The 17,721-nt window shown below is 48.6% G+C and carries 16 protein-coding genes; 10 read left to right on the forward strand and 6 right to left on the reverse strand.

What is annotated here, in order from left to right; genetic code table 11:
- Positions 1-31 precede the first annotated feature (31 nt).
- Positions 32-1,231 carry a cystathionine beta-lyase gene (locus tag SHEWMR4_RS11600; protein WP_011622967.1) on the forward strand — a complete coding sequence of 400 codons (1,200 nt, stop codon included), beginning with the start codon at positions 32-34 and terminating at the stop codon, positions 1,229-1,231.
- Positions 1,232-1,343: 112 nt separating this feature from the next.
- Here the strand turns inward: SHEWMR4_RS11600 and SHEWMR4_RS11605 are convergent, their stop codons facing one another.
- Both SHEWMR4_RS11605 and yegD read right to left on the reverse strand, forming a co-directional pair.
- Complete coding sequence (locus tag SHEWMR4_RS11605; RefSeq protein ID WP_083757983.1) at positions 1,344-1,841, reverse strand: CreA family protein; 498 nt, start codon at positions 1,839-1,841, stop codon at positions 1,344-1,346.
- Positions 1,842-1,868: 27 nt separating this feature from the next.
- Complete coding sequence (gene yegD, locus SHEWMR4_RS11610; RefSeq protein ID WP_011622969.1) at positions 1,869-3,323, reverse strand: molecular chaperone; 1,455 nt, start codon at positions 3,321-3,323, stop codon at positions 1,869-1,871.
- A gap of 324 nt (positions 3,324-3,647) precedes the next feature.
- Between yegD and ppk1 the strand changes: the two genes are divergently transcribed.
- Together ppk1 and ppx are read left to right on the forward strand one after the other, a co-directional pair.
- The gene (gene ppk1 / locus SHEWMR4_RS11615; RefSeq protein WP_011622970.1) at positions 3,648-5,810 is read left to right on the forward strand and encodes a polyphosphate kinase 1; all 2,163 of its coding nucleotides are present in this window, start codon (positions 3,648-3,650) and stop codon (positions 5,808-5,810) included.
- A 42-nt stretch (positions 5,811-5,852) separates the two neighbouring features.
- Positions 5,853-7,409: an exopolyphosphatase gene (gene ppx / locus SHEWMR4_RS11620; RefSeq protein ID WP_011622971.1), complete on the forward strand. Its 1,557-nt coding sequence runs from the start codon at positions 5,853-5,855 to the stop codon at positions 7,407-7,409.
- A gap of 79 nt (positions 7,410-7,488) precedes the next feature.
- On the opposite strand, the gene SHEWMR4_RS11625 is transcribed toward ppx, so the two are convergent.
- Positions 7,489-8,358 carry an ion transporter gene (locus SHEWMR4_RS11625; RefSeq protein ID WP_011622972.1) on the reverse strand — a complete coding sequence of 290 codons (870 nt, stop codon included), beginning with the start codon at positions 8,356-8,358 and terminating at the stop codon, positions 7,489-7,491.
- Between the two features lie 157 nt (positions 8,359-8,515).
- On the opposite strand from SHEWMR4_RS11625, the gene SHEWMR4_RS11630 reads away from it, so the two are divergent.
- From SHEWMR4_RS11630 to SHEWMR4_RS11645, 4 genes are all read left to right on the forward strand, one after another.
- A complete protein-coding gene (locus SHEWMR4_RS11630; RefSeq protein WP_011622973.1) occupies positions 8,516-9,031 on the forward strand; it encodes a L,D-transpeptidase family protein in 516 nt (171 codons plus the stop codon).
- A 97-nt stretch (positions 9,032-9,128) separates the two neighbouring features.
- Positions 9,129-9,743, forward strand: coding sequence for a VOC family protein (locus SHEWMR4_RS11635; protein WP_011622974.1), 615 nt, complete (start codon positions 9,129-9,131; stop codon positions 9,741-9,743).
- Positions 9,744-9,971: 228 nt separating this feature from the next.
- Positions 9,972-10,232, forward strand: a complete 261-nt coding sequence (locus tag SHEWMR4_RS11640; protein WP_011622975.1) for a DUF5062 family protein — start codon at positions 9,972-9,974, stop codon at positions 10,230-10,232.
- A 196-nt stretch (positions 10,233-10,428) separates the two neighbouring features.
- Positions 10,429-10,785, forward strand: coding sequence for a hypothetical protein (locus SHEWMR4_RS11645; RefSeq protein WP_011622976.1), 357 nt, complete (start codon positions 10,429-10,431; stop codon positions 10,783-10,785).
- 120 nt (positions 10,786-10,905) lie between these two features.
- On the opposite strand, the gene SHEWMR4_RS11650 is transcribed toward SHEWMR4_RS11645, so the two are convergent.
- Positions 10,906-11,811 (reverse strand): M23 family metallopeptidase, encoded by a 906-nt coding sequence (locus SHEWMR4_RS11650; protein ID WP_011622977.1) that lies wholly within the window; start codon positions 11,809-11,811, stop codon positions 10,906-10,908.
- 67 nt (positions 11,812-11,878) lie between these two features.
- Positions 11,879-12,754 carry a 6-pyruvoyl trahydropterin synthase family protein gene (locus tag SHEWMR4_RS11655; protein ID WP_011622978.1) on the reverse strand — a complete coding sequence of 292 codons (876 nt, stop codon included), beginning with the start codon at positions 12,752-12,754 and terminating at the stop codon, positions 11,879-11,881.
- A gap of 582 nt (positions 12,755-13,336) precedes the next feature.
- Between SHEWMR4_RS11655 and SHEWMR4_RS11660 the strand changes: the two genes are divergently transcribed.
- Complete coding sequence (locus SHEWMR4_RS11660) at positions 13,337-14,338, forward strand: cytochrome-c peroxidase (RefSeq protein WP_011622979.1); 1,002 nt, start codon at positions 13,337-13,339, stop codon at positions 14,336-14,338.
- Between the two features lie 138 nt (positions 14,339-14,476).
- Here the strand turns inward: SHEWMR4_RS11660 and yejK are convergent, their stop codons facing one another.
- Positions 14,477-15,505 carry a nucleoid-associated protein YejK gene (gene yejK, locus SHEWMR4_RS11665; protein ID WP_011622980.1) on the reverse strand — a complete coding sequence of 343 codons (1,029 nt, stop codon included), beginning with the start codon at positions 15,503-15,505 and terminating at the stop codon, positions 14,477-14,479.
- 77 nt (positions 15,506-15,582) lie between these two features.
- On the opposite strand from yejK, the gene SHEWMR4_RS11670 reads away from it, so the two are divergent.
- Both SHEWMR4_RS11670 and SHEWMR4_RS11675 read left to right on the forward strand, forming a co-directional pair.
- Positions 15,583-15,801 carry a YejL family protein gene (locus SHEWMR4_RS11670; RefSeq protein WP_011622981.1) on the forward strand — a complete coding sequence of 73 codons (219 nt, stop codon included), beginning with the start codon at positions 15,583-15,585 and terminating at the stop codon, positions 15,799-15,801.
- Positions 15,802-15,867: 66 nt separating this feature from the next.
- Positions 15,868-17,658, forward strand: a complete 1,791-nt coding sequence (locus SHEWMR4_RS11675) for a DUF3413 domain-containing protein (protein WP_011622982.1) — start codon at positions 15,868-15,870, stop codon at positions 17,656-17,658.
- Positions 17,659-17,721: the final 63 nt, after the last annotated feature.

Genomic DNA, 17,721 nt, shown 5'->3' on the forward strand with positions numbered 1-17,721 from the left:
ACATAAAAACTGACTCGCCAAGGTAAGCCCTATGACAGATAAACATCAGCTAGCCACCCAAATCGTCAGCGTCGGTCGAGATAAAAAATGGACCAAGGGCGTGATTAACCCGCCCGTATTTCGCGCATCGACTATCGTCTTCGACACAATGGAAGACATGCGTCACGCCGCCAAAAACAAAACCAATGGCGAAATGTTCTATGGCCGCCGTGGTACCCCAACCCATTTTGCGTTTCAGGCAGCGATCAGTGAGCTCGAAGGTGGCGTAGGTACGGCGCTGTATCCCTCAGGTGCAGCGGCGATTAGCGCGGCTTTGTTATCGTTTTTACAGGCGGGCGATCACCTGCTGATGGTCGACAGTGTGTACGAGCCAACCCGCGATCTCTGTAGCCATATTCTGGCGGGCTTTAATATTGAGACCACCTATTACGATCCCCTGATTGGTGAAGGTATTCGCGCGCTTATTCGCCCCAATACTAAGGTGCTGTTTTTAGAGTCTCCCGGCTCCATCACCATGGAAGTGCAGGACGTCCCGACCCTATGCCGTATCGCCCATGAACATGGAATGGTGACCATTCTCGACAACACTTGGGCCTCACCAATCAATAGCAAGCCCTTTGAGATGGGTGTCGATGTGTCGATTCAAGCCGCGACCAAATATATCGTCGGTCACTCTGATGTGATGATTGGCACCGCGACTGCCAACGAAAAGCACTGGCCGCAGCTGCGTGAACGCAGTTATTTATTGGGGCAAACGACTTCTCCCGATGATGTGTATCTCGCTACGCGCGGATTACGCACCCTTGGCGTGCGCATGGCGCAGCATGAGAAAAATGCCCTTAAAGTGGCTAACTGGTTGAAAACTCGCCCCGAGGTTGACCATTTACGTCACCCCGCCTTTGATACCTGCCCAGGACATGAGTTCTTTAAACGCGACTTTAGCGCCGCCAATGGTCTGTTCTCCTTCGTGTTAAAGCAAGGGGATCAGGAGGCAGTGACCGCGCTCGTTGAAAATATGCAGCATTTTAAAATGGGCTTTTCTTGGGGAGGTTATGAGAGTCTGATCCTAGGGATTTTCGGGATTGAAAAAATCCGCAGTGCCACTCAGTGGGATGCAAGCAAGCCATTGATCCGTGTGCATATTGGCCTCGAAGATCCCGATGATTTAATTGCCGATCTCAGCGCAGGCTTCGATCGCTTTAATGCCGTACTCGCCGCCAAGGCCAAATAAAGCTTACACAAATTATGTGAAAACAACGAAGGCGGGAGCTTACTCGCCTTCATTTTGCCAAGCCTTCATTTTGTTCTACGTTCGTCGCGAGTGAACCTTCAATTCACCTTTGCTATTTGGGCTGCGCCGCGCTTATGGCGGGGTCAATCCACGCCTGAGAACCGTACAAAGGCACGGTCGATAAGGCATGTTTGTGGCTGCCATTGGTCTCTTTGGTCGAATAGGACAAATACAGTAGGGTTTGATTAGGCGCATCGTAAATTCGGCGCACTTTTAAGCTCTTAAATAAGATACTTAAGGATTCGGTAAAGACCACTTCACCGTGTTTGCTCTTATCGATGTTGGCGATATCGGCGGCGGAAATCGGCCCCGTTTGACGACAACTAATGCCCATATCCGAAGGATCGGCAAAATCGAGGTTCGCTTCGATACGGCTAATATGGCAAGTCACTCCTGGGATTTTTGGATCCTGCTTGGCATCGATTATCACATCTTTAGTGGTAAATAACCCAAGGCTTACTTTACCTACGTCATCGCCGCAGCCCGTGAGCAGAGTCCCCGCCAGCGTCACTGCAAGCAAAGACATTAAAGCCTTATTGACTCTTTTCATCTGTTTATCCTTATTCATCATCCTTCCCTATTGAGCAAAACACTTTTGTGCCCAGCGCGTTAATCCCGCCGTCACCGAACCAAAGTGGTCACCGACGACCACTGGGGTTTCGGGATAAAGGCTAGTGATTTTAGCGTAAATCGCGGGGCTGCGCGCGGTGCCGCCCGTCACATAAATCACATCGGGTTTGCACTCTAGACTATCGGCATCCACGGACAGCTCCTCTGGCGCTAAACCATTGCCCGCAAGACTCTTTGCCGCCTGAGTCAGCGCTTGGTGCATCAACGCCTCAACCTTGGTGAGCGAAGGCTCAATCGCCGTTTCAAACCCCGTGCGGCTCACTTCTGCCTGAAGTGACGCTTCAATAAAGTCCAGCGCACTCTGCGTCGTTTGTGCCTCCGACAGGGCAATTTTGGCGCGCTCGGCGAGTCGTACAATTTGGTAGCTTAACTGTTGTTGCTGCACTTTGAGCAATCTTTTTAACAGCTGTGGCTGCTCGGCCTCTTTAATGAGTTCATCGATCAGCTTGCGAGTGCTTAGGGTGGCAAACTCACGCTGCGCACTGATATCGTTGACGGCGACCGCATTCCAAAAGGGATTGCTCGGCATTGGCTTACCGTTGCTCATTAGCGAGCCTAAACCAAAGTGCGGCATAAAGGCATTCATCGCCAGCGCAATATCCAAATCATTCCCGCCAATCCGCTGGCCGCTGTGGCCGAGGCAATCGGCACTGCGGTCAAAACTTGCCTGATGCTTTGGCCCCATTTTAACCACAGAGCAGTCGGTCGTACCGCCACCCACGTCGACCACCAGCACGGTTTGGTCGGCACTGAGACTCGCCTCATAGTCCATCCCCGCGGCCAGTGGTTCGAACAGAAATGCTACATCGACAAACCCCGCCCGTTTCGCGGCTAAGGTTAAAATGGCCTCGGCTTGGCGGTTGCTCTCTTCACCACCAATGCCTTGAAAGTTCACAGGGCGGCCAATCACCGCATGGGTAATGCTTGTCTCTCCCTCTGATTCAACGCCCTTTTCAGCGAGTACGGCTTCGGCACGCACTTTAATGTGCTGCATCATTAAGGTGACTATGTCTTCAAACAGGGCAACTTGCTCGGGTCTCAAGCCCGTAGCCCCTAAAAAGGATTTTGGCGAACGGACATAAAAACCTTCTTCCGGCATTTCAAGATAAGCGGCCACGGCCTGCTCACCTACAAACACCGCTTGGGTTTCGGCATCGAGATCTAATTCATGGCGCACCATACGGGCGCGGCTCAATTGCGCGGCGCGCTTCTTGGCATAATCCGCTTTCAACGCCTGCGGCAAGCCGCGGTAAACGGCCTCGGCAATAAGCTCTCTATCCATTGCATACACAGTGGAAGGTAAATAGGCTGAATCGCTCGATAAGGGTAACAGTGAAACTTCATCTCCCTGCATGATCCCAACGGCACAGTTGGCACTGCCATAATCAAATCCGACAAACATCCGCTTACCCCTACAGTCAAACCACAATCAAAAAGCCGAGCAAGGTAACACAGTTTGCCCCAATCCCAAAGGAAGCCCCGCACAGTTCCCCTGCTTTACCTTGTAAATTTGCGGCTAAATGCAAGTTCATTTTAAAGTCACATTTCTGTCACACTTGTCATCAATCTGACATATTCAGCTCGTATCTTTGAGCGCATATCACTTTCGCCTGAAGGGGAAATGGTCTGTAAATCCCTTCATTTTTCAGTAGCAAATCTGATTGCACTCCGATGGATGAATGCTATTGTATATTGCGCTATGACGCTTGCTTAAAGGAGCTGTGCAGTGTCCCCGAATACCGATAAACTGTCGATCGATAAAGAAATCTCTTGGTTGTCATTCAACGAGCGGGTGCTGCAGGAGGCCTGTGATCCCAATGTGCCTATCGTGGAGCGGGTGCGCTTTTTAGGCATATTCTCCAATAATATGGATGAGTTCTTCCGGGTGCGGGTGGCCGCGGTCAGACGCTCAATTCTGCTCTCTGCGCTGCAGGAAGGTCGCAGCAATAGCCGCCATCTAATGGCCAAAATTCAGACCAAAGTCATGGCATTGCAGGAACGTTTCGACAGCATTTACGTCGAGCTGATGCGTGAGTTAGTCCGCCGTAATATTTTGTTAATCAACGAAAAACAATTAAGCGAGTTCCACAGTAACTGGCTTAAAAAACATTTTCGCGATCACTTTAAACGCCATATCGCGCCGCTTATCGTCAACAACAATCGCGACCTAGTGAAGCATATCAACGACGACGCCACCTATCTGTGCGTGTGTTTATTCACTAAATCCCGCAGACAATATGCCCTCGTGGAAGTGCCCACTAAAAATGTGCCGCGTTTCATCGAGTTACCCGCCGAAAAATCGAAGGCGAAAAAATACTTGATCCTGCTGGATAACATTATTCGCCACTGTGTGGACGACCTATTTGGTCCCTTCTTCGAGTACGAGGCCATTGAAGTCTATTCGATGAAGCTGACCCGCGACGCCGAGTTCGATATTACCGACGAACTTGAACAAACCCAGCTCGAGAAAATGACCAAGGGTTTGAAAAAACGCCTGACCGCCGAACCCGTGCGTTTGGTGTACGACAAAGAAATGCCCGAGCACATGCTCGAAATGCTAAAAGAAAATTTAAACATTAGCTCGACTGAGTGTTTGATCCCCGGCGGGCGTTACCACAGCTTTAAGGACTTTATCGGCTTCCCTAACCCTAGCCGTGATTACCTCGAAAACGAAAAATTGCCCGCCCTCAATAGCTCGGGCTTTGGCCGCAGCGCCAACAGTTTCGATGCGATCAAGATGGGCGATATTATGGTCAACTACCCGTACCATAAGTTCTCCCACTTTACCGAAATGGTGCGTCAGGCAGCCTACGATCCTGCTGTGCGTTTTATTCGGATCAACCTTTACCGTGTTGCGAAAAAATCCCATGTGATGCAATCACTTATCGATGCGGTTAAAAATGGTAAACAAGTCACCGCCGTGATTGAGTTGCGGGCGCGCTTTGACGAACAATCTAATATTGAGTGGACACGGGTGCTCGCCGAGGCGGGTGTGAAGGTCCACCATGGGATCACCAGCTTAAAAGTGCACTCTAAGTTGTGTTTGATTGGCCGCGAAGAGCAAGGCGAGATGAAACTCTATTGCCACGTAGGCTCAGGCAACTTTAACGAAGGCACGGCGCGGGTCTATACCGACTTATCGCTATTTACCGCCAATCAGGAAATCGCCCGCGAAGTGGAGCAAGTGTTCGACTTGATTGAACATCCTTACCGCCGCGATAACTTCCAGCATTTGATTGTGTCGCCCTATGATGCGAGACAAAAACTAACCCATTTGATCGATAACGAAATCGTCAATGCCCAGAGCCATATTAAGGCGGCGATCACCTTAAAATTGAATAACCTGCTCGATGAATCCTTAGTCCAAAAACTTTACGAGGCCTCGGCTGCGGGAGTCAAAATCAAACTGTTGATCCGCGGTATGTGCTCGCTTATTCCACAAATTCCGGGGATCAGCGACAACATCGAGATCTACAGTATTGTCGACCGATTTTTAGAACATTCACGGGTGATGCTATTCCACGCCGGTGGTGAGAATAAATTATTTATCAGCTCGGCCGATTGGATGAGCCGCAACATAGATAACCGCGTCGAAGTGAGTGTGCCTATTTATGATCTGCGTCTAAAACAAATGGTGATGGATATTTTATCGTTACAGTTCAATGACAACACTAAGGCGCGCATCATCAATAAGGAGCAGAGCAATCCTTATCGTAACCGCGGTAATAAACGTAAAGTGCGTTCTCAAATTGCCATTTATCAATATCTGATTAATTATGAGAAGCGGTTGCAGCAAGAATTTAGCGCCCAGCGCGAAGCCGCAAAGCTTGAAGCGGAGCACGCGGCGGAACTTGCCCACAATCCCGAATTACAGGCCAAAGCCAGCTAACGCTGGCTTTATCATCGTCTCGATTGCCTAAGGATAATCCGATTGGTTGCCACACATTCACAACCGCGACACTTTGTCGCTATCGACATGGGCTCGAACAGTTTTCATCTGGTTATCGCCCGTGAGCAAGACGGCAGCTTGCAAATATTGCACAAAGAAAAACAACAAGTTCAGTTAGCGACGGGTCTCAATGCGCAGAACATCCTCAGCGTGGATGCTATCGAGCGCGGCCTCAATTGCCTGCGGGACTTTAATCAGCGTTTTTCCAACCTCGACCAAGCCCAAGTGCGTTTAGTCGCTACCCACACCCTAAGGGTGGCCAAAAACCGTGAGCAGTTTATTGAAGCGGCACTCAGCATTATGCCCTACCCGGTGGAGGTGATTTCTGGCCACGAGGAAGCGCGCCTTATCTATAACGGCATTGCCCAAAGCCAAGTGCTTGGCAAACGGAATATAGTGATCGACATTGGTGGCGGCTCGACCGAAGTGGTCCTCGGGCAAAAAAATACTCCCACCCATTTATCGAGCCTGCGTTGTGGCTGCGTGAGTTTTAACGAGCGTTTTTTTATCGATGGCCAAATCACACCGGCCTCATTTCGCGGAGCCCAAAGCGCCGCCGATAAACAATTTGCCTCACTGTCGAAGGAATATTTCAGTGGCGACTGGGACTTAGTGCTTGGCAGCTCTGGTACAGTCAAAGCCATTTGCGAAGCGATTCAGGAAGATCATGGCGATGAAATCGTCACCCTCGCCCGTCTCAAACAATTAAAGCTGAAACTGATTAAGTGCGGACACATCAGCCAAGTGCAATTTGCTAATGTCGATGATAAACGCACGCCGCTCGTACCCGCAGGCCTTGCCATTTTAATCAGCTTTTTTAGGCGCTTACCCATTGAGCAATTGGAGTTTAGTCCGGGCGCCCTGCGCGAAGGCGTACTCTACGAATTAGCGAAAATCGGCCAATATCAAGATATTCGCCACCGTACAGTTGAAAGCATCGCCCAGCTTTACCATGTGGATATGCCCCATGCGGCCAAAGTGCGGGACACCGCCATGGCGCTGTTTGAGCAGGTCGCCGATGAATGGGGATTAAGGCCCCATGCACGTTTGCTCTCCTACGCCGCCACCTTGCATGAGATAGGGCTGCACATTAACTCAAAGGCATTGCATAAACACGGCGCTTATATCATTAGCAACAGCGACTTACCCGGCTTTAGCGAGGCGCTGCAACAGGATTTAGCCAGACTGATTGCCAACCACCGTAAGAAACCCAATGAATTACTACTGGCCGAATTAGAACCTGGCCACAAACTCACCCTCATTCGTCTCGCCTGTCTGCTGCGCTTGGCGGTGTTAGTGCATTTAGGCCGAATTGCCAAAGCCCTAGTGCTTGAAAAAATCCAAGTGGTTCCAGATGGGCTCATGCTAGTGCTACCCAGCCATAAACGTAAAATCAGTTTATTTATGAAAGATTTGCAGCGTGAACAAAAACAGATGGCGGCTTTAGGGATGCAGCTGCGTTTAGTCTCTAGCCTTGGGCTGAATCAGGATAAAAATCTCGAGGTAAAAGACGACACACTGAACGCCGTCGCCAGCTAATCTGTTAGTCCTTTCTCATCCCTTCTACCCCTTCATCCCTTAGTGCCGTTAACACACTAAGGGATGCAAAACTCTCCAATTACTTATCCCCTTTCCCGTGGGGCGCTTCGAGCTTATCCAGCTCACAACCGCAACGATTACAATAGGTGGCATCGAGATCGTGGCCCATCTTATGACATTGATTGCAGGAACGCAGATCCCTGTGCCGGCCCACTTCTTGGGAAATTTCCGCCGTTAAAATCCCCGTTGGGATCGCAATAATCGAATAACCCAGCAACATAGTAAAAGCCGCAATCGCTTGACCTAATTCGGTTTTCGGCGTGATATCGCCGTAACCTACAGTGGTGATTGTCACAATTGTCCAGTAGACGGATTTGGGGATAGAGCTAAAACCATTCTCAGGGCCTTCGACCACATACATCACGGCGCTTAACACCATGATGATTAAACTCACCGAGAAGAAAAACAAAAACACCTTGCGGCTCGACTGCAACATGGCCTTGAGCAGCAGATTACCTTCGCTTAAATAGCGCAGTAGTTTCAGTACCCTAAAGATCCTAAAGAGGCGCAGCACCCTGATCACTAAGGTGAAATTCGCCCCAGGAATAAACAGCGCCAGATAACTCGGCAATACTGACAATAAATCCACTAAACCGTAAAAGCTGCGGGCATACGACACAGGATGGGTCGCGCAGTACAACCTTAAACCATATTCAATGGTAAAAATCAGCGTAAACACCCACTCTAAAACGCGAATGATGTGCCCATAATCTTGGTGAACCGCTTCGACCGTATCGAGGAACACCAGCGCAACACTGAGCACAATACAGACCATTAAGCCAATATCAAAATAGCGCCCTGCGGGCGTATCAGTGCCAAAAATAATAGTGCGTAGCTGGCGTTTTAATGGGCTTTCGGTGTCTGGTTTTTCAGGCGACAGATCTGACATAGGGGAAAACTTCCTTGCGATAAAAAGCGTTATCTTTTCCAAATCCCCAAAGTCTGCCATGCAATTGCCACTAGCTCAAAATTATCTACTCACATAGACATAAAATTGCGGTATGATGCGCGAAAAACCTATATCTGCGTCATTTTTAGAGGAAGACATGCGCGTACCCCTACTCACTAAAACAATTACTGTGGCCATGACTGTCGCCGCACTGATTTCACCCCAAGTGCTCGCCTCATCGGGTATAGGTAAAGTCGATTTAGTGGTGATCACTAAGTCTGAGTCCAATATGGCGCTGTTAAGGGACGGCAAAATCCTCAAGCAATACCGTATTGCCATGGGTGACTTGCCGACGGGCCACAAGTTAACTGAAGGCGACCAACGTACGCCGCAGGGCCGTTATATTCTGGACTATAAAAAATCCGATAGCGCCTATTACAAGTCGATCCATATTTCTTATCCAAATGAAGAAGATAAGTTAAGAGCCAAGGCACTGGGGATCCGCCCGGGCGGCATGATCATGATCCACGGCCAGAACCCTCGTTCACCTCTCTCGCCCGAGCAGGCACAGCAATACAACTGGACCGACGGTTGTATCGCCATTACCAACGCCGAGATGGATGAAGTGTGGAAAGCCGTCGATGAAGGCACGCCCATCGAGATTTGGCCCTAAGCGCTAAGCGCTAAGCGCTAAGCTTGATTAGCCTATGCGACTCAACGCCCAGTCAAATGGGCGTTTTTATTTGTATTCCCCGCTTTAAGGATGTTTTATGTCAACAATCACTACAGAGGCTGCGGTATTCAGCTACGCCACCTTAGAACAGACATGGCCAGAGTTTGAGGCGAAGATCCTCACGTTTCTTGGCAGATTAGGCTTAGCGGACAAGGCGCTGCATTGTGATCATGTCGCCCTGAGAGTGAACAGCATCGCAGCAGCCGATGCACTCAAGCAGGCCTTTAGCGCACGCGGGCGGATCATCTCGGATAATCAAATTAATGGCCGCACGATCCTTATCATCGAACTGGATAAGCCCCTAATATTAGGTAGCTTTAGCATTGACTGCGTCGAGCTACCCTATCCCGGTGATACCCTCTACCCCCAAGAAGGCTGGGAACATATCGAACTGGTACTGCCATCGACGGCACAGGACTGCGACGGCCTAAGCCAAGAGCTGGCTCAGTTGAGTCCATCACTTGTGCCCTTACTCCAAGGGCAAGCGGCATCCTTAACCGAAGCGCCGATAAAAGTGAAATTCAGCTCGCCCAAGGGTGATAAAGAACGTTTAGCCAACCCCACCATTGCCTTTAAACAAGCCGATGTCTGTATCAAAATTCACCCGCACAGCATTAAAGCCGTTATCGCCAGCGAACATGCGGAGATGTGATATCACCGAGGCGCGAACGGCTCCCTTAGAATGTGACAACAATTCCAATTACTTATAATGGATTGCATAAAACAAGCAGTTTGAGAAAAAGTTAGCAGCAATAATGATAGAAATAGCCTAGATTCAAGCTATTAACGCTTTGATTAGCCATTAGGTTTTATCGAGTTTTGTGTTATCGACCACGGGAATGCCAGCGGGCTTTCCGTGATATCCATAAGGACGCAGCGCATGAAACCCCACAAGCATGAAGCACAGCTACTCAAACTCGCCCTAGAAATTGGTATCGGCTACGCCAAAAAACGCGGTTTTGATGACTTTGACAAAGGTGTGTCGCCCAAGGATAAAGTGGAATGTATTTATCGGCTGTTAGTGACCGATAATTTGATCCAACCCTTAGCCAAAGATAAGGAGGATGGCCCGAATATGAAGCACAAGCTGGTACTGTGGATCATCCGCCATCTGCCTGAAAATCATCCACTTTTAAAATAAGTTAATACGTGATGTTTTAAGCTGCGAGTCGTATGAGTTCTTTGCGCCTACGACAAAGGATTACTCCAGAGGTATTCTATTAACTTACTGTTGCATATAAATTATTTTGGCAGAATCATTGAGGAATATTGCTTTTCAAGCTAGGGTTTACTGATAAATCGAGATAACACAATCTAAGCGAGCAGAGGAAATCAGCATGAAAGATTTAATATTGGAACTCGTCGTCAAATTCTCTGAATCAGAGTCCCCTATTGAAACAGGCATAACACTCCTGGTGGACGGGTTTCTCGTCTCTGGGTTTATTATTAGTAAAGATAAATACATGGAGAGCAACCTCATCACTTCGACTATTGATGAAGGAATTCGAGATTTTCTCCTGAAGAATCAAAAAGAAGAACCACTAGATAATGGAGAGAGAAATTTTATCCATCTACGAGATGCAAAATACTTCGCCCCCGGCCAACCACCTATTCCTGAAAATGAAGCTATTTATTGTCGGATTGCACTTGCAAAGGTTTCCGGCTTTAACCTAGGTATACTTCAATCATCATAATGGGTCTGCTGCCTGAATAAACCAGCACGCTACATCAATCAATTCAGTAAATAGTAAGCGCAAAGAGAGTGACCAACGGCTAGTTGTTCACTCTCAAAATATGATAATTCTTTTCCGTTTCTATTGTTTTTGTGCTTTTTCCGCCGCCAGCACAGTCGCCATAGATGGCACTATGGTTGTCGGATCGAGGCGCATTTGAAACCAGTTCACACGCCAATCTAAATGCGGGCCATTCGCTCGGCCTGTCGCGCCGACTTCTGCCACGGCTTGGCCTTGCTTAACGGTTTCGCCTGCATTGACATAGAGTTTGCTTAAGTGCAAAAAGCTTGAACTCACGCCATAGCCATGGTCGATGATCATAGTGCCGCCCGAATAAAACATATCGGGAACCGACAGGCTGATCACGCCATCGGCAGGCGCGACGACCACAGTACCGGTTTTCGCAGCGACATCCACACCAAAATGGGGGTTGCCAGGCACATCGTTATAAATACGCTGACTACCATAGACGCCGGAGATCCTGCCGGTTAATGGCCAAATAAACGACTGTAAAAATGCCGTTTGCTCGCTAAAAGTGCCACGGGCCGCTTTCACCTGCGCCGTATCTTTAGCCGCTCGCTCCTGCGCCACGGGATCGGGCTTCATGATCTTATTGCTGATGCCCTTAACGCTTTGAATATTGTATTCGCGCTTAGTAACACTGAGCGGTTTGACTTCGGTTAAGCCATCGGGATAGACCAAGCGTAGTTCTTGACTCAGCTGCGCATCCCGATCAAAGCCAAAGGCAAAATGGCCATCTGGCGTTACTTTTAATGCCTCACCGTTAAGACTTATCTGCGTGCCCGCCGGCGCTTTACCACGAATTAACGCGCCCTGCTCAAATTGCCCTTCAAAACTCACCTGCGCCTGAGTCGATAAGCTAAATAGGGTTAAGAGCGACAAGACTACCGCCTTACAACTGAGTGATGGTGTGTTCGGTAAAGTTTTTAACAACTTAGGTAGGGCATTGGGTACGGCGTTTAGCATCTTCTCAAAAATCCTTATTCAAACAATAACGCCCTAAAGATTAGGGCGTTATAAAAAATCGACTGGCTTAATTGCCTTTGCTCACTATGGCGCCTTTACCCACGCCTTCGTAGGCAATCACAGTAAATTGGCTCGATGGCACTTTTGCTACTAAGGTAGTCGCCATATAGTCGGCCAGCAATTCAACCGTGGTATCGTGCGGGATCAAATCACAACATTCCTTGGGCATGGCCAGTTGGAAATCCCCCTGCGGCGCTTGATAGTGGAAACCATAATGGCTGTCATCACTGATCCGCGTTTGTGGCGATAGATTAAGGGTCTTCACTGACACTAAATCCTCCTCGCTACCGAGATAGATATCGTGCCAACGCTTGGCCCAATATTCATCCCATTTCGGTGCTGGAATGCCGTTTTCAAACACTTGCACCGGGCTACGATGACCATGGGCAATCCGCTGGCAATTGCCATCGTGTTTACGTAAACCATGGCTGTAATGATAGTAAGGCGAGTTGAGGAACTCATGCCTTAAAGTGAGGCTAATACCTTCAACATTATCGGGCAGAGTTTCCCGCAGTGCTTTTTGTAAAAAGGCGTTAACACTTGGAATATCAATCTGTTCCGATGGAACGAGTGCAAAGGCTTGGGAAGGACAAGCTAAGTGGATCTCACCGAGCGTGCTATCGAAATCCATCCACACTCTATCGCCTTGCTGCTGCCAACGCACGCCACTGTAGGCAGTCGGCACCAATAAACGATGATCGGCCACCGCATCAATTGTCTGCTTGATGGTTCGCTTCACTTTAGCGAAATCGAGCACCATATTTTGCTCGTCTAGGCCGCCTTCTAATACCACATCGACAATCCAGCTTTCCCCCACCATGCCACGCTTGGGGCAAAGGTAGGAAAAATCGATCACGGTTAAATCTTTTACAAACAGTTGCATTGACTCTCCTCGGCAGAAAAACAGTCCGCCTTAATAGGGATTGCGCCACTTAGCGATGGCCGAGCACGCTCACTTGGCAATAACCAAGCTTACCCAAACAGTAAATAAGGATTCTAATCAATTCTGCCTCGCCCCGCGACAAATGAATCCGCTGTTAGGCGCTTTTTATCTGGATGACACAACAAATGCACAAGCATCGCGTATGAGTTAACCAATTCGCTGGCTCATTCAATGACTGAGTGAGCAAAAAGCAAAATGCACTTATGTCACTCGCCCCGCCCAACAACGCGGAAAAATCTCGATAAAGGCGTCAAGGATGTCACCGCTGAGCTAATAGCGATGAATAGGCAAGCGTAAATACAGACTGCTTAATAGGCACTCGCGATTAGCAGATAAATTGCTAAACGAAACACCACTCACCCTATCGAGATAATCAAATAAAAACAGCGAATTAGCTCACAAAAACCTAATCCATAACTGCGATAGACCCAATCGAAACAAGGCGTTATCCCTAAGGCGATTAAGCCGTTAGTATCGCCCTATAAACCATACATAAAACAAGGTTAATAAGGGAGAGACCAGATGATCAAACTCACCGCTATCGCGATCAGTATTATGGCCATGTTAGGCGGACACTACGCCGTTGCTGCCGAACCGATTGAAGTGATTACGCCAGCTAAAATCACTGAGCCAGAAAAAGTCGAACTGGGTAAGATGCTGTTTTTCGAACCCAGACTGTCGAAATCAGGCTTTATCTCCTGTAATTCTTGCCACAATCTTTCTACTGGCGGCGTGGATGCCCTGCCCACATCGATTGGCCACCATTGGCAAGAGGGTCCAATTAACTCCCCAACCGTGCTGAACACCGACTTTATGCTGGCGCAATTCTGGGATGGCCGCGCCAGCGACTTAAAAGAGCAAGCCGCAGGCCCGATTGCCAATCCAAAGGAAATGGGCTTTACCCATGAACTTGCCACCGAAACCATTGCCTCAATGCCCGCATACCGCGCTCGCTTCGCTAAGGTTTATGGCGATGAAAAAGTCGATATCGATCGTTTAACCGATGCCATTGCCGCCTTCGAAAAAACCTTAGTCACGCCGAATAGCCCATTCGATCAATATTTATTAGGTAAACAGGATGCGATTAGTAGCGAAGCCAAAGCCGGTTACCAACTGTTTAAGGACAAAGGCTGCGTCAGCTGCCACAATGGCCCCGCGGTCGGTGGCACTATGTTTATGAAGATGGGCCTCATCAAACCATTCCACACCAATAATCCTGCCGAAGGGCGTAAAGGCGTGACGGGCAAAGAAGCCGATAAATATGTGTTTAAAGTACCAACACTGCGTAATATCGAGCTGACCTATCCCTACTTCCACGATGGCAGTGTTTGGACGCTCGAAGAAGCGGTAAATACCATGGCGGATATTCAGTTAGGCCAAAAGCTCACCGACAAAGAAACTAAGGAAATGGTGGCCTTCTTAAATTCGCTCACAGGTGAACAGCCGCAGATCACGCTGCCAATTCTGCCGCCATCGAATAAAGCAACGCCACGCCCGGTACCATTTGCAGCAGCTTCCAAGTAAGCCGAGTTAAGCGGCGCTTCAGATAAGTCGCTTTCGCACAAAAGTTAAAGGCCGAGGATTAATCCTCGGCCTTTGTGTTTAATGCTTGATGCTTAAAAAGCTGACGCTTAAAGCTTAAGTGATATTATCCAAGGCGGATTATTCGCCCTTAAGACGTCTATCTAACTGATCTTTTAAGTTAGCGGGCACGCCTTTAATCAAAAGCGTGTCGGAAATCGGATCGTAAATCACCCGCTGCCCTAAATGGCCGCCATCGAAGCTAATAGTGACGCCGCCACCGGTACCCGAAAACTTCTTCAATTGTCTTAAGGTCGATTTATCGGCGGGGAATTCTTCATCCAGCTCATAGCTACCGCCACGGGCAAAGTCATAGAAAGACTCCATACCTTGATCGGCGAGTTCATCGGCTAAATCTTTGATCTCAATGTCAGCGCCTTCATCGAAACGCTCGGAGCAATACTCAAACACTTTGTTACGGCATTGCTGACGTTCTTCTTTGGTCAGATCGCTGCTGGCAACAAAATCTTCCACCGCATTCATTAGGGTCTTATTTTGCGCCTTAGTATTTACGCCTTCGACACAGCCCATAAAGTCGAGGAAGAAGTCCGCCACCTTACGGCCTGCACGTCCACGGATAAAGGAGATGTACTTGCGGGAATCCTTATCGGCCTGCCATTCAGTAAGATCGATACGTGCCGCTAATTGAATATTACTTAAATCTAAGTGGTTGTTTTGCGACAGTTCCATATCATCGAGTACCGTCATCGATGACTTGGCACTCAGCAGCGCCACAAACAAAAAGTCACTCGCCATGCTGGTATAGCAGGACATCAACAGGAATCCGCCTTGGCTAAAATCATATTTTGCCAACTCTTCCTGCAACAACTTACTGGCTTGGCCGGTAAATTCGACGAAGCCTAAATCCCCTGCACGGTATTCCTGCAGCGCATTCGAAAAGGCCGGATTAGCCTCACCGTCATCACCATGGATACCAAAATAGCCAAATCCTTTGCCGGATTTGCTGGTATAAGTCTGATGCAATTCTTCCAGCATCATCTCGACAGCCTGACTGTTCAGCAGAGGTTGAGGACGTAAACGGCAGCGTAATTGCCCCTGACTGTCCTGGGAAATCTCGTGAATAATTGCTTGTTCGATGTTAATACTCATAAGCCCTGATAGTGATGCTGGAATAAATCCGCTATTATATGCCGCTAATCCATTCCAAAGTGAAACATTTTTTGATTATGGCAATCCAATCGAAATACTCAAACGCACAAGTTGAATCATTAATCGCCGAGATTTTAGCGGTACTCGAAAAGCACAAAGCCCCTACTGACTTAAGCCTGATGGCACTGGGCAACTGTGTCACTCACCTGCTCGAGCGCAAAGTGCCAAGTGAATCTCGCCAAGCAGTCGCTGAACAATTTGCGAAAGCACTCGCACAATCGGTGAAATCCAATTAAGTTAGTCGAGTAACAATCGTTAAAACAACATAAGATACAACGTCTTTTAGGAATAAGCGGATCACTATGGTCGAGCGAAAAAAGCAAATGAGCCGCGATCGCGTGTCACGACTCATCAACTGGGGACATTGGTTCGCCTTCTTTAATGGCCTGTTGGCCATGATTGTCGGCACACGCTATCTGAGCAGTGTGGGTTATCCCGAAACCTGGTTTGGCTGGGGCTACCTCGCCGTCAGCACCATTGGCCAGTTCAGTTTTCTTGCTTTTATCGCTTACTTGATCTGCCTATTCCCGCTGACCTTAATCTTGCCTTACTCCAAGATTTTAAGGGGCTTAGCGGCAGTGACCGCCACCTTAAGCCTGTGTATCTTATTGTATGACACCATAGTGTATGCCGATTATGGCATGCACTTGAGCCCCTTCGCCTTTGACTTAGCCTGGGCCGATTTAAATGCCCTGCTCCACGGCACCTCTTATATTGTCACGCCCATTGCCATTTTGGTGATTGAGCTAACGGCGGCTAACTTCCTGTGGAAACGGATTGAGAAAATCCAAAAGCTGAATCTTGGCAATAAAGTGATTACCTTTATTGGGGTGTGTTTTGTCAGCAGCCATTTGATCCACATTTGGGCCGACGCGGCCGATATCACTGAAATTACCCGTTTCGATGATACTTATCCGCTGTCATACCCCGCCACGGCTCGCTCCTTTATGGAAAGCCATGGGATTGATGGTTCTTCGCAATCGGATGATGAAGCCAATCATGCGACCAGCACGCTCAGTTATCCCGCACAGCCACTACAATGCCAAGCCGACAGCAAACCCAATGTGTTAATGCTGACCATCGATAGCTTACGTGCCGACATGGTGGACGCTAAGACCATGCCGTTTTTGCATCAATACACTGAGCAGAATCAGAGCTTTACTCAGCATTACAGTGGCGGTAATCAATTTAGAACCGGCATGTTCTCCCTGCTCTATGGCTTACAAGGCAGCTATGGCGATGCGCGCATCTTCAATAGCACTAGCCCAATCATGACCCAAAGCTTTAAACAGGCGGGTTATCAGCTTGGCTTATTTATCCCCGAAACCAATCTGAATTTACGCTCGGCGCAGGCCATGTTTAATGATTTTACCCCTGTCATCGCCAAAGAAACCAATGGCAGTGCCGATGCGGATTTACGCAGCGTAGGCCACTTTAAACAATGGCAAAGCGAGCAACAGAGCCCATGGTTTGCCCTCGTCAACCTGAAGGCGCCGGAGAATTTTGATACCCCAGTCGGCTTCCTTGGCATCGAAACCGTCAAGGCCGATGCGAATTTGAAACCGGCCCAAAAGGTGCTGTTTAACCAATATCGCCAATCGTTGAATTTTATTGATAAGCAAATCCAAGCGATAGTGAGTGAGTTGCCGAGCGATACCTTAGTGGTGATCACCGGCGTTAATGGCAAAATTTTCACCAGCAACAGCGACGAAGCCCAGCGCAATCTGTCTCCCGAGAGTGTCAGAGTGCCTATGGTCATTCATTGGCCCAATGTCGGCGCCAGTAAGGTTAAATACCGCACGAGTCACTATGGTGTAGTGCCTACCTTGATGACCCATATCTTAGGTTGCACCAATAACACCACGGACTACAGCGCGGGCCGTAGCCTGTTGCAACCGAACCAAGAGACCTGGATTTACATCGGCGACAGTCGCATTTTTGCCATTTACCAACAGTCGGAAATCACCGTCATCGACCGCCATGGTAAATACCGCATTTACGATGAAAACTTTGAGCACAGACTGCATAAGAAGATGAGCGCGCCTGAGCTTATCCAAGTGATGCGAGAGGGACGTCGCCTCTACAATCATTAAGTAAAGCGTCACTAAGCCAGCAAATCGTTCAGGCCGTTATCGCCCCAGTAAAAGTTTGCGTTA

The organism is Shewanella sp. MR-4, from assembly GCF_000014685.1.
GTDB lineage: Bacteria > Pseudomonadota > Gammaproteobacteria > Enterobacterales > Shewanellaceae > Shewanella.

Coding starts and splice junctions, on each gene's coding strand:
- SHEWMR4_RS11670 (WP_011622981.1), top strand. CDS start 15,583: ATGGCAATCCAATCGAAATACTCAAACGCACAAGTTGAATCATTAATC.
- yejK (WP_011622980.1), bottom strand. CDS start 15,505: ATGAGTATTAACATCGAACAAGCAATTATTCACGAGATTTCCCAGGAC.
- SHEWMR4_RS11605 (WP_083757983.1), bottom strand. CDS start 1,841: ATGAAAAGAGTCAATAAGGCTTTAATGTCTTTGCTTGCAGTGACGCTG.
- SHEWMR4_RS11645 (WP_011622976.1), top strand. CDS start 10,429: ATGAAAGATTTAATATTGGAACTCGTCGTCAAATTCTCTGAATCAGAG.
- SHEWMR4_RS11630 (WP_011622973.1), top strand. CDS start 8,516: ATGCGCGTACCCCTACTCACTAAAACAATTACTGTGGCCATGACTGTC.
- SHEWMR4_RS11635 (WP_011622974.1), top strand. CDS start 9,129: ATGTCAACAATCACTACAGAGGCTGCGGTATTCAGCTACGCCACCTTA.
- yegD (WP_011622969.1), bottom strand. CDS start 3,323: ATGTTTGTCGGATTTGATTATGGCAGTGCCAACTGTGCCGTTGGGATC.
- SHEWMR4_RS11640 (WP_011622975.1), top strand. CDS start 9,972: ATGAAACCCCACAAGCATGAAGCACAGCTACTCAAACTCGCCCTAGAA.
- SHEWMR4_RS11675 (WP_011622982.1), top strand. CDS start 15,868: ATGGTCGAGCGAAAAAAGCAAATGAGCCGCGATCGCGTGTCACGACTC.
- SHEWMR4_RS11600 (WP_011622967.1), top strand. CDS start 32: ATGACAGATAAACATCAGCTAGCCACCCAAATCGTCAGCGTCGGTCGA.
- SHEWMR4_RS11650 (WP_011622977.1), bottom strand. CDS start 11,811: ATGCTAAACGCCGTACCCAATGCCCTACCTAAGTTGTTAAAAACTTTA.
- SHEWMR4_RS11655 (WP_011622978.1), bottom strand. CDS start 12,754: ATGCAACTGTTTGTAAAAGATTTAACCGTGATCGATTTTTCCTACCTT.
- SHEWMR4_RS11660 (WP_011622979.1), top strand. CDS start 13,337: ATGATCAAACTCACCGCTATCGCGATCAGTATTATGGCCATGTTAGGC.
- SHEWMR4_RS11625 (WP_011622972.1), bottom strand. CDS start 8,358: ATGTCAGATCTGTCGCCTGAAAAACCAGACACCGAAAGCCCATTAAAA.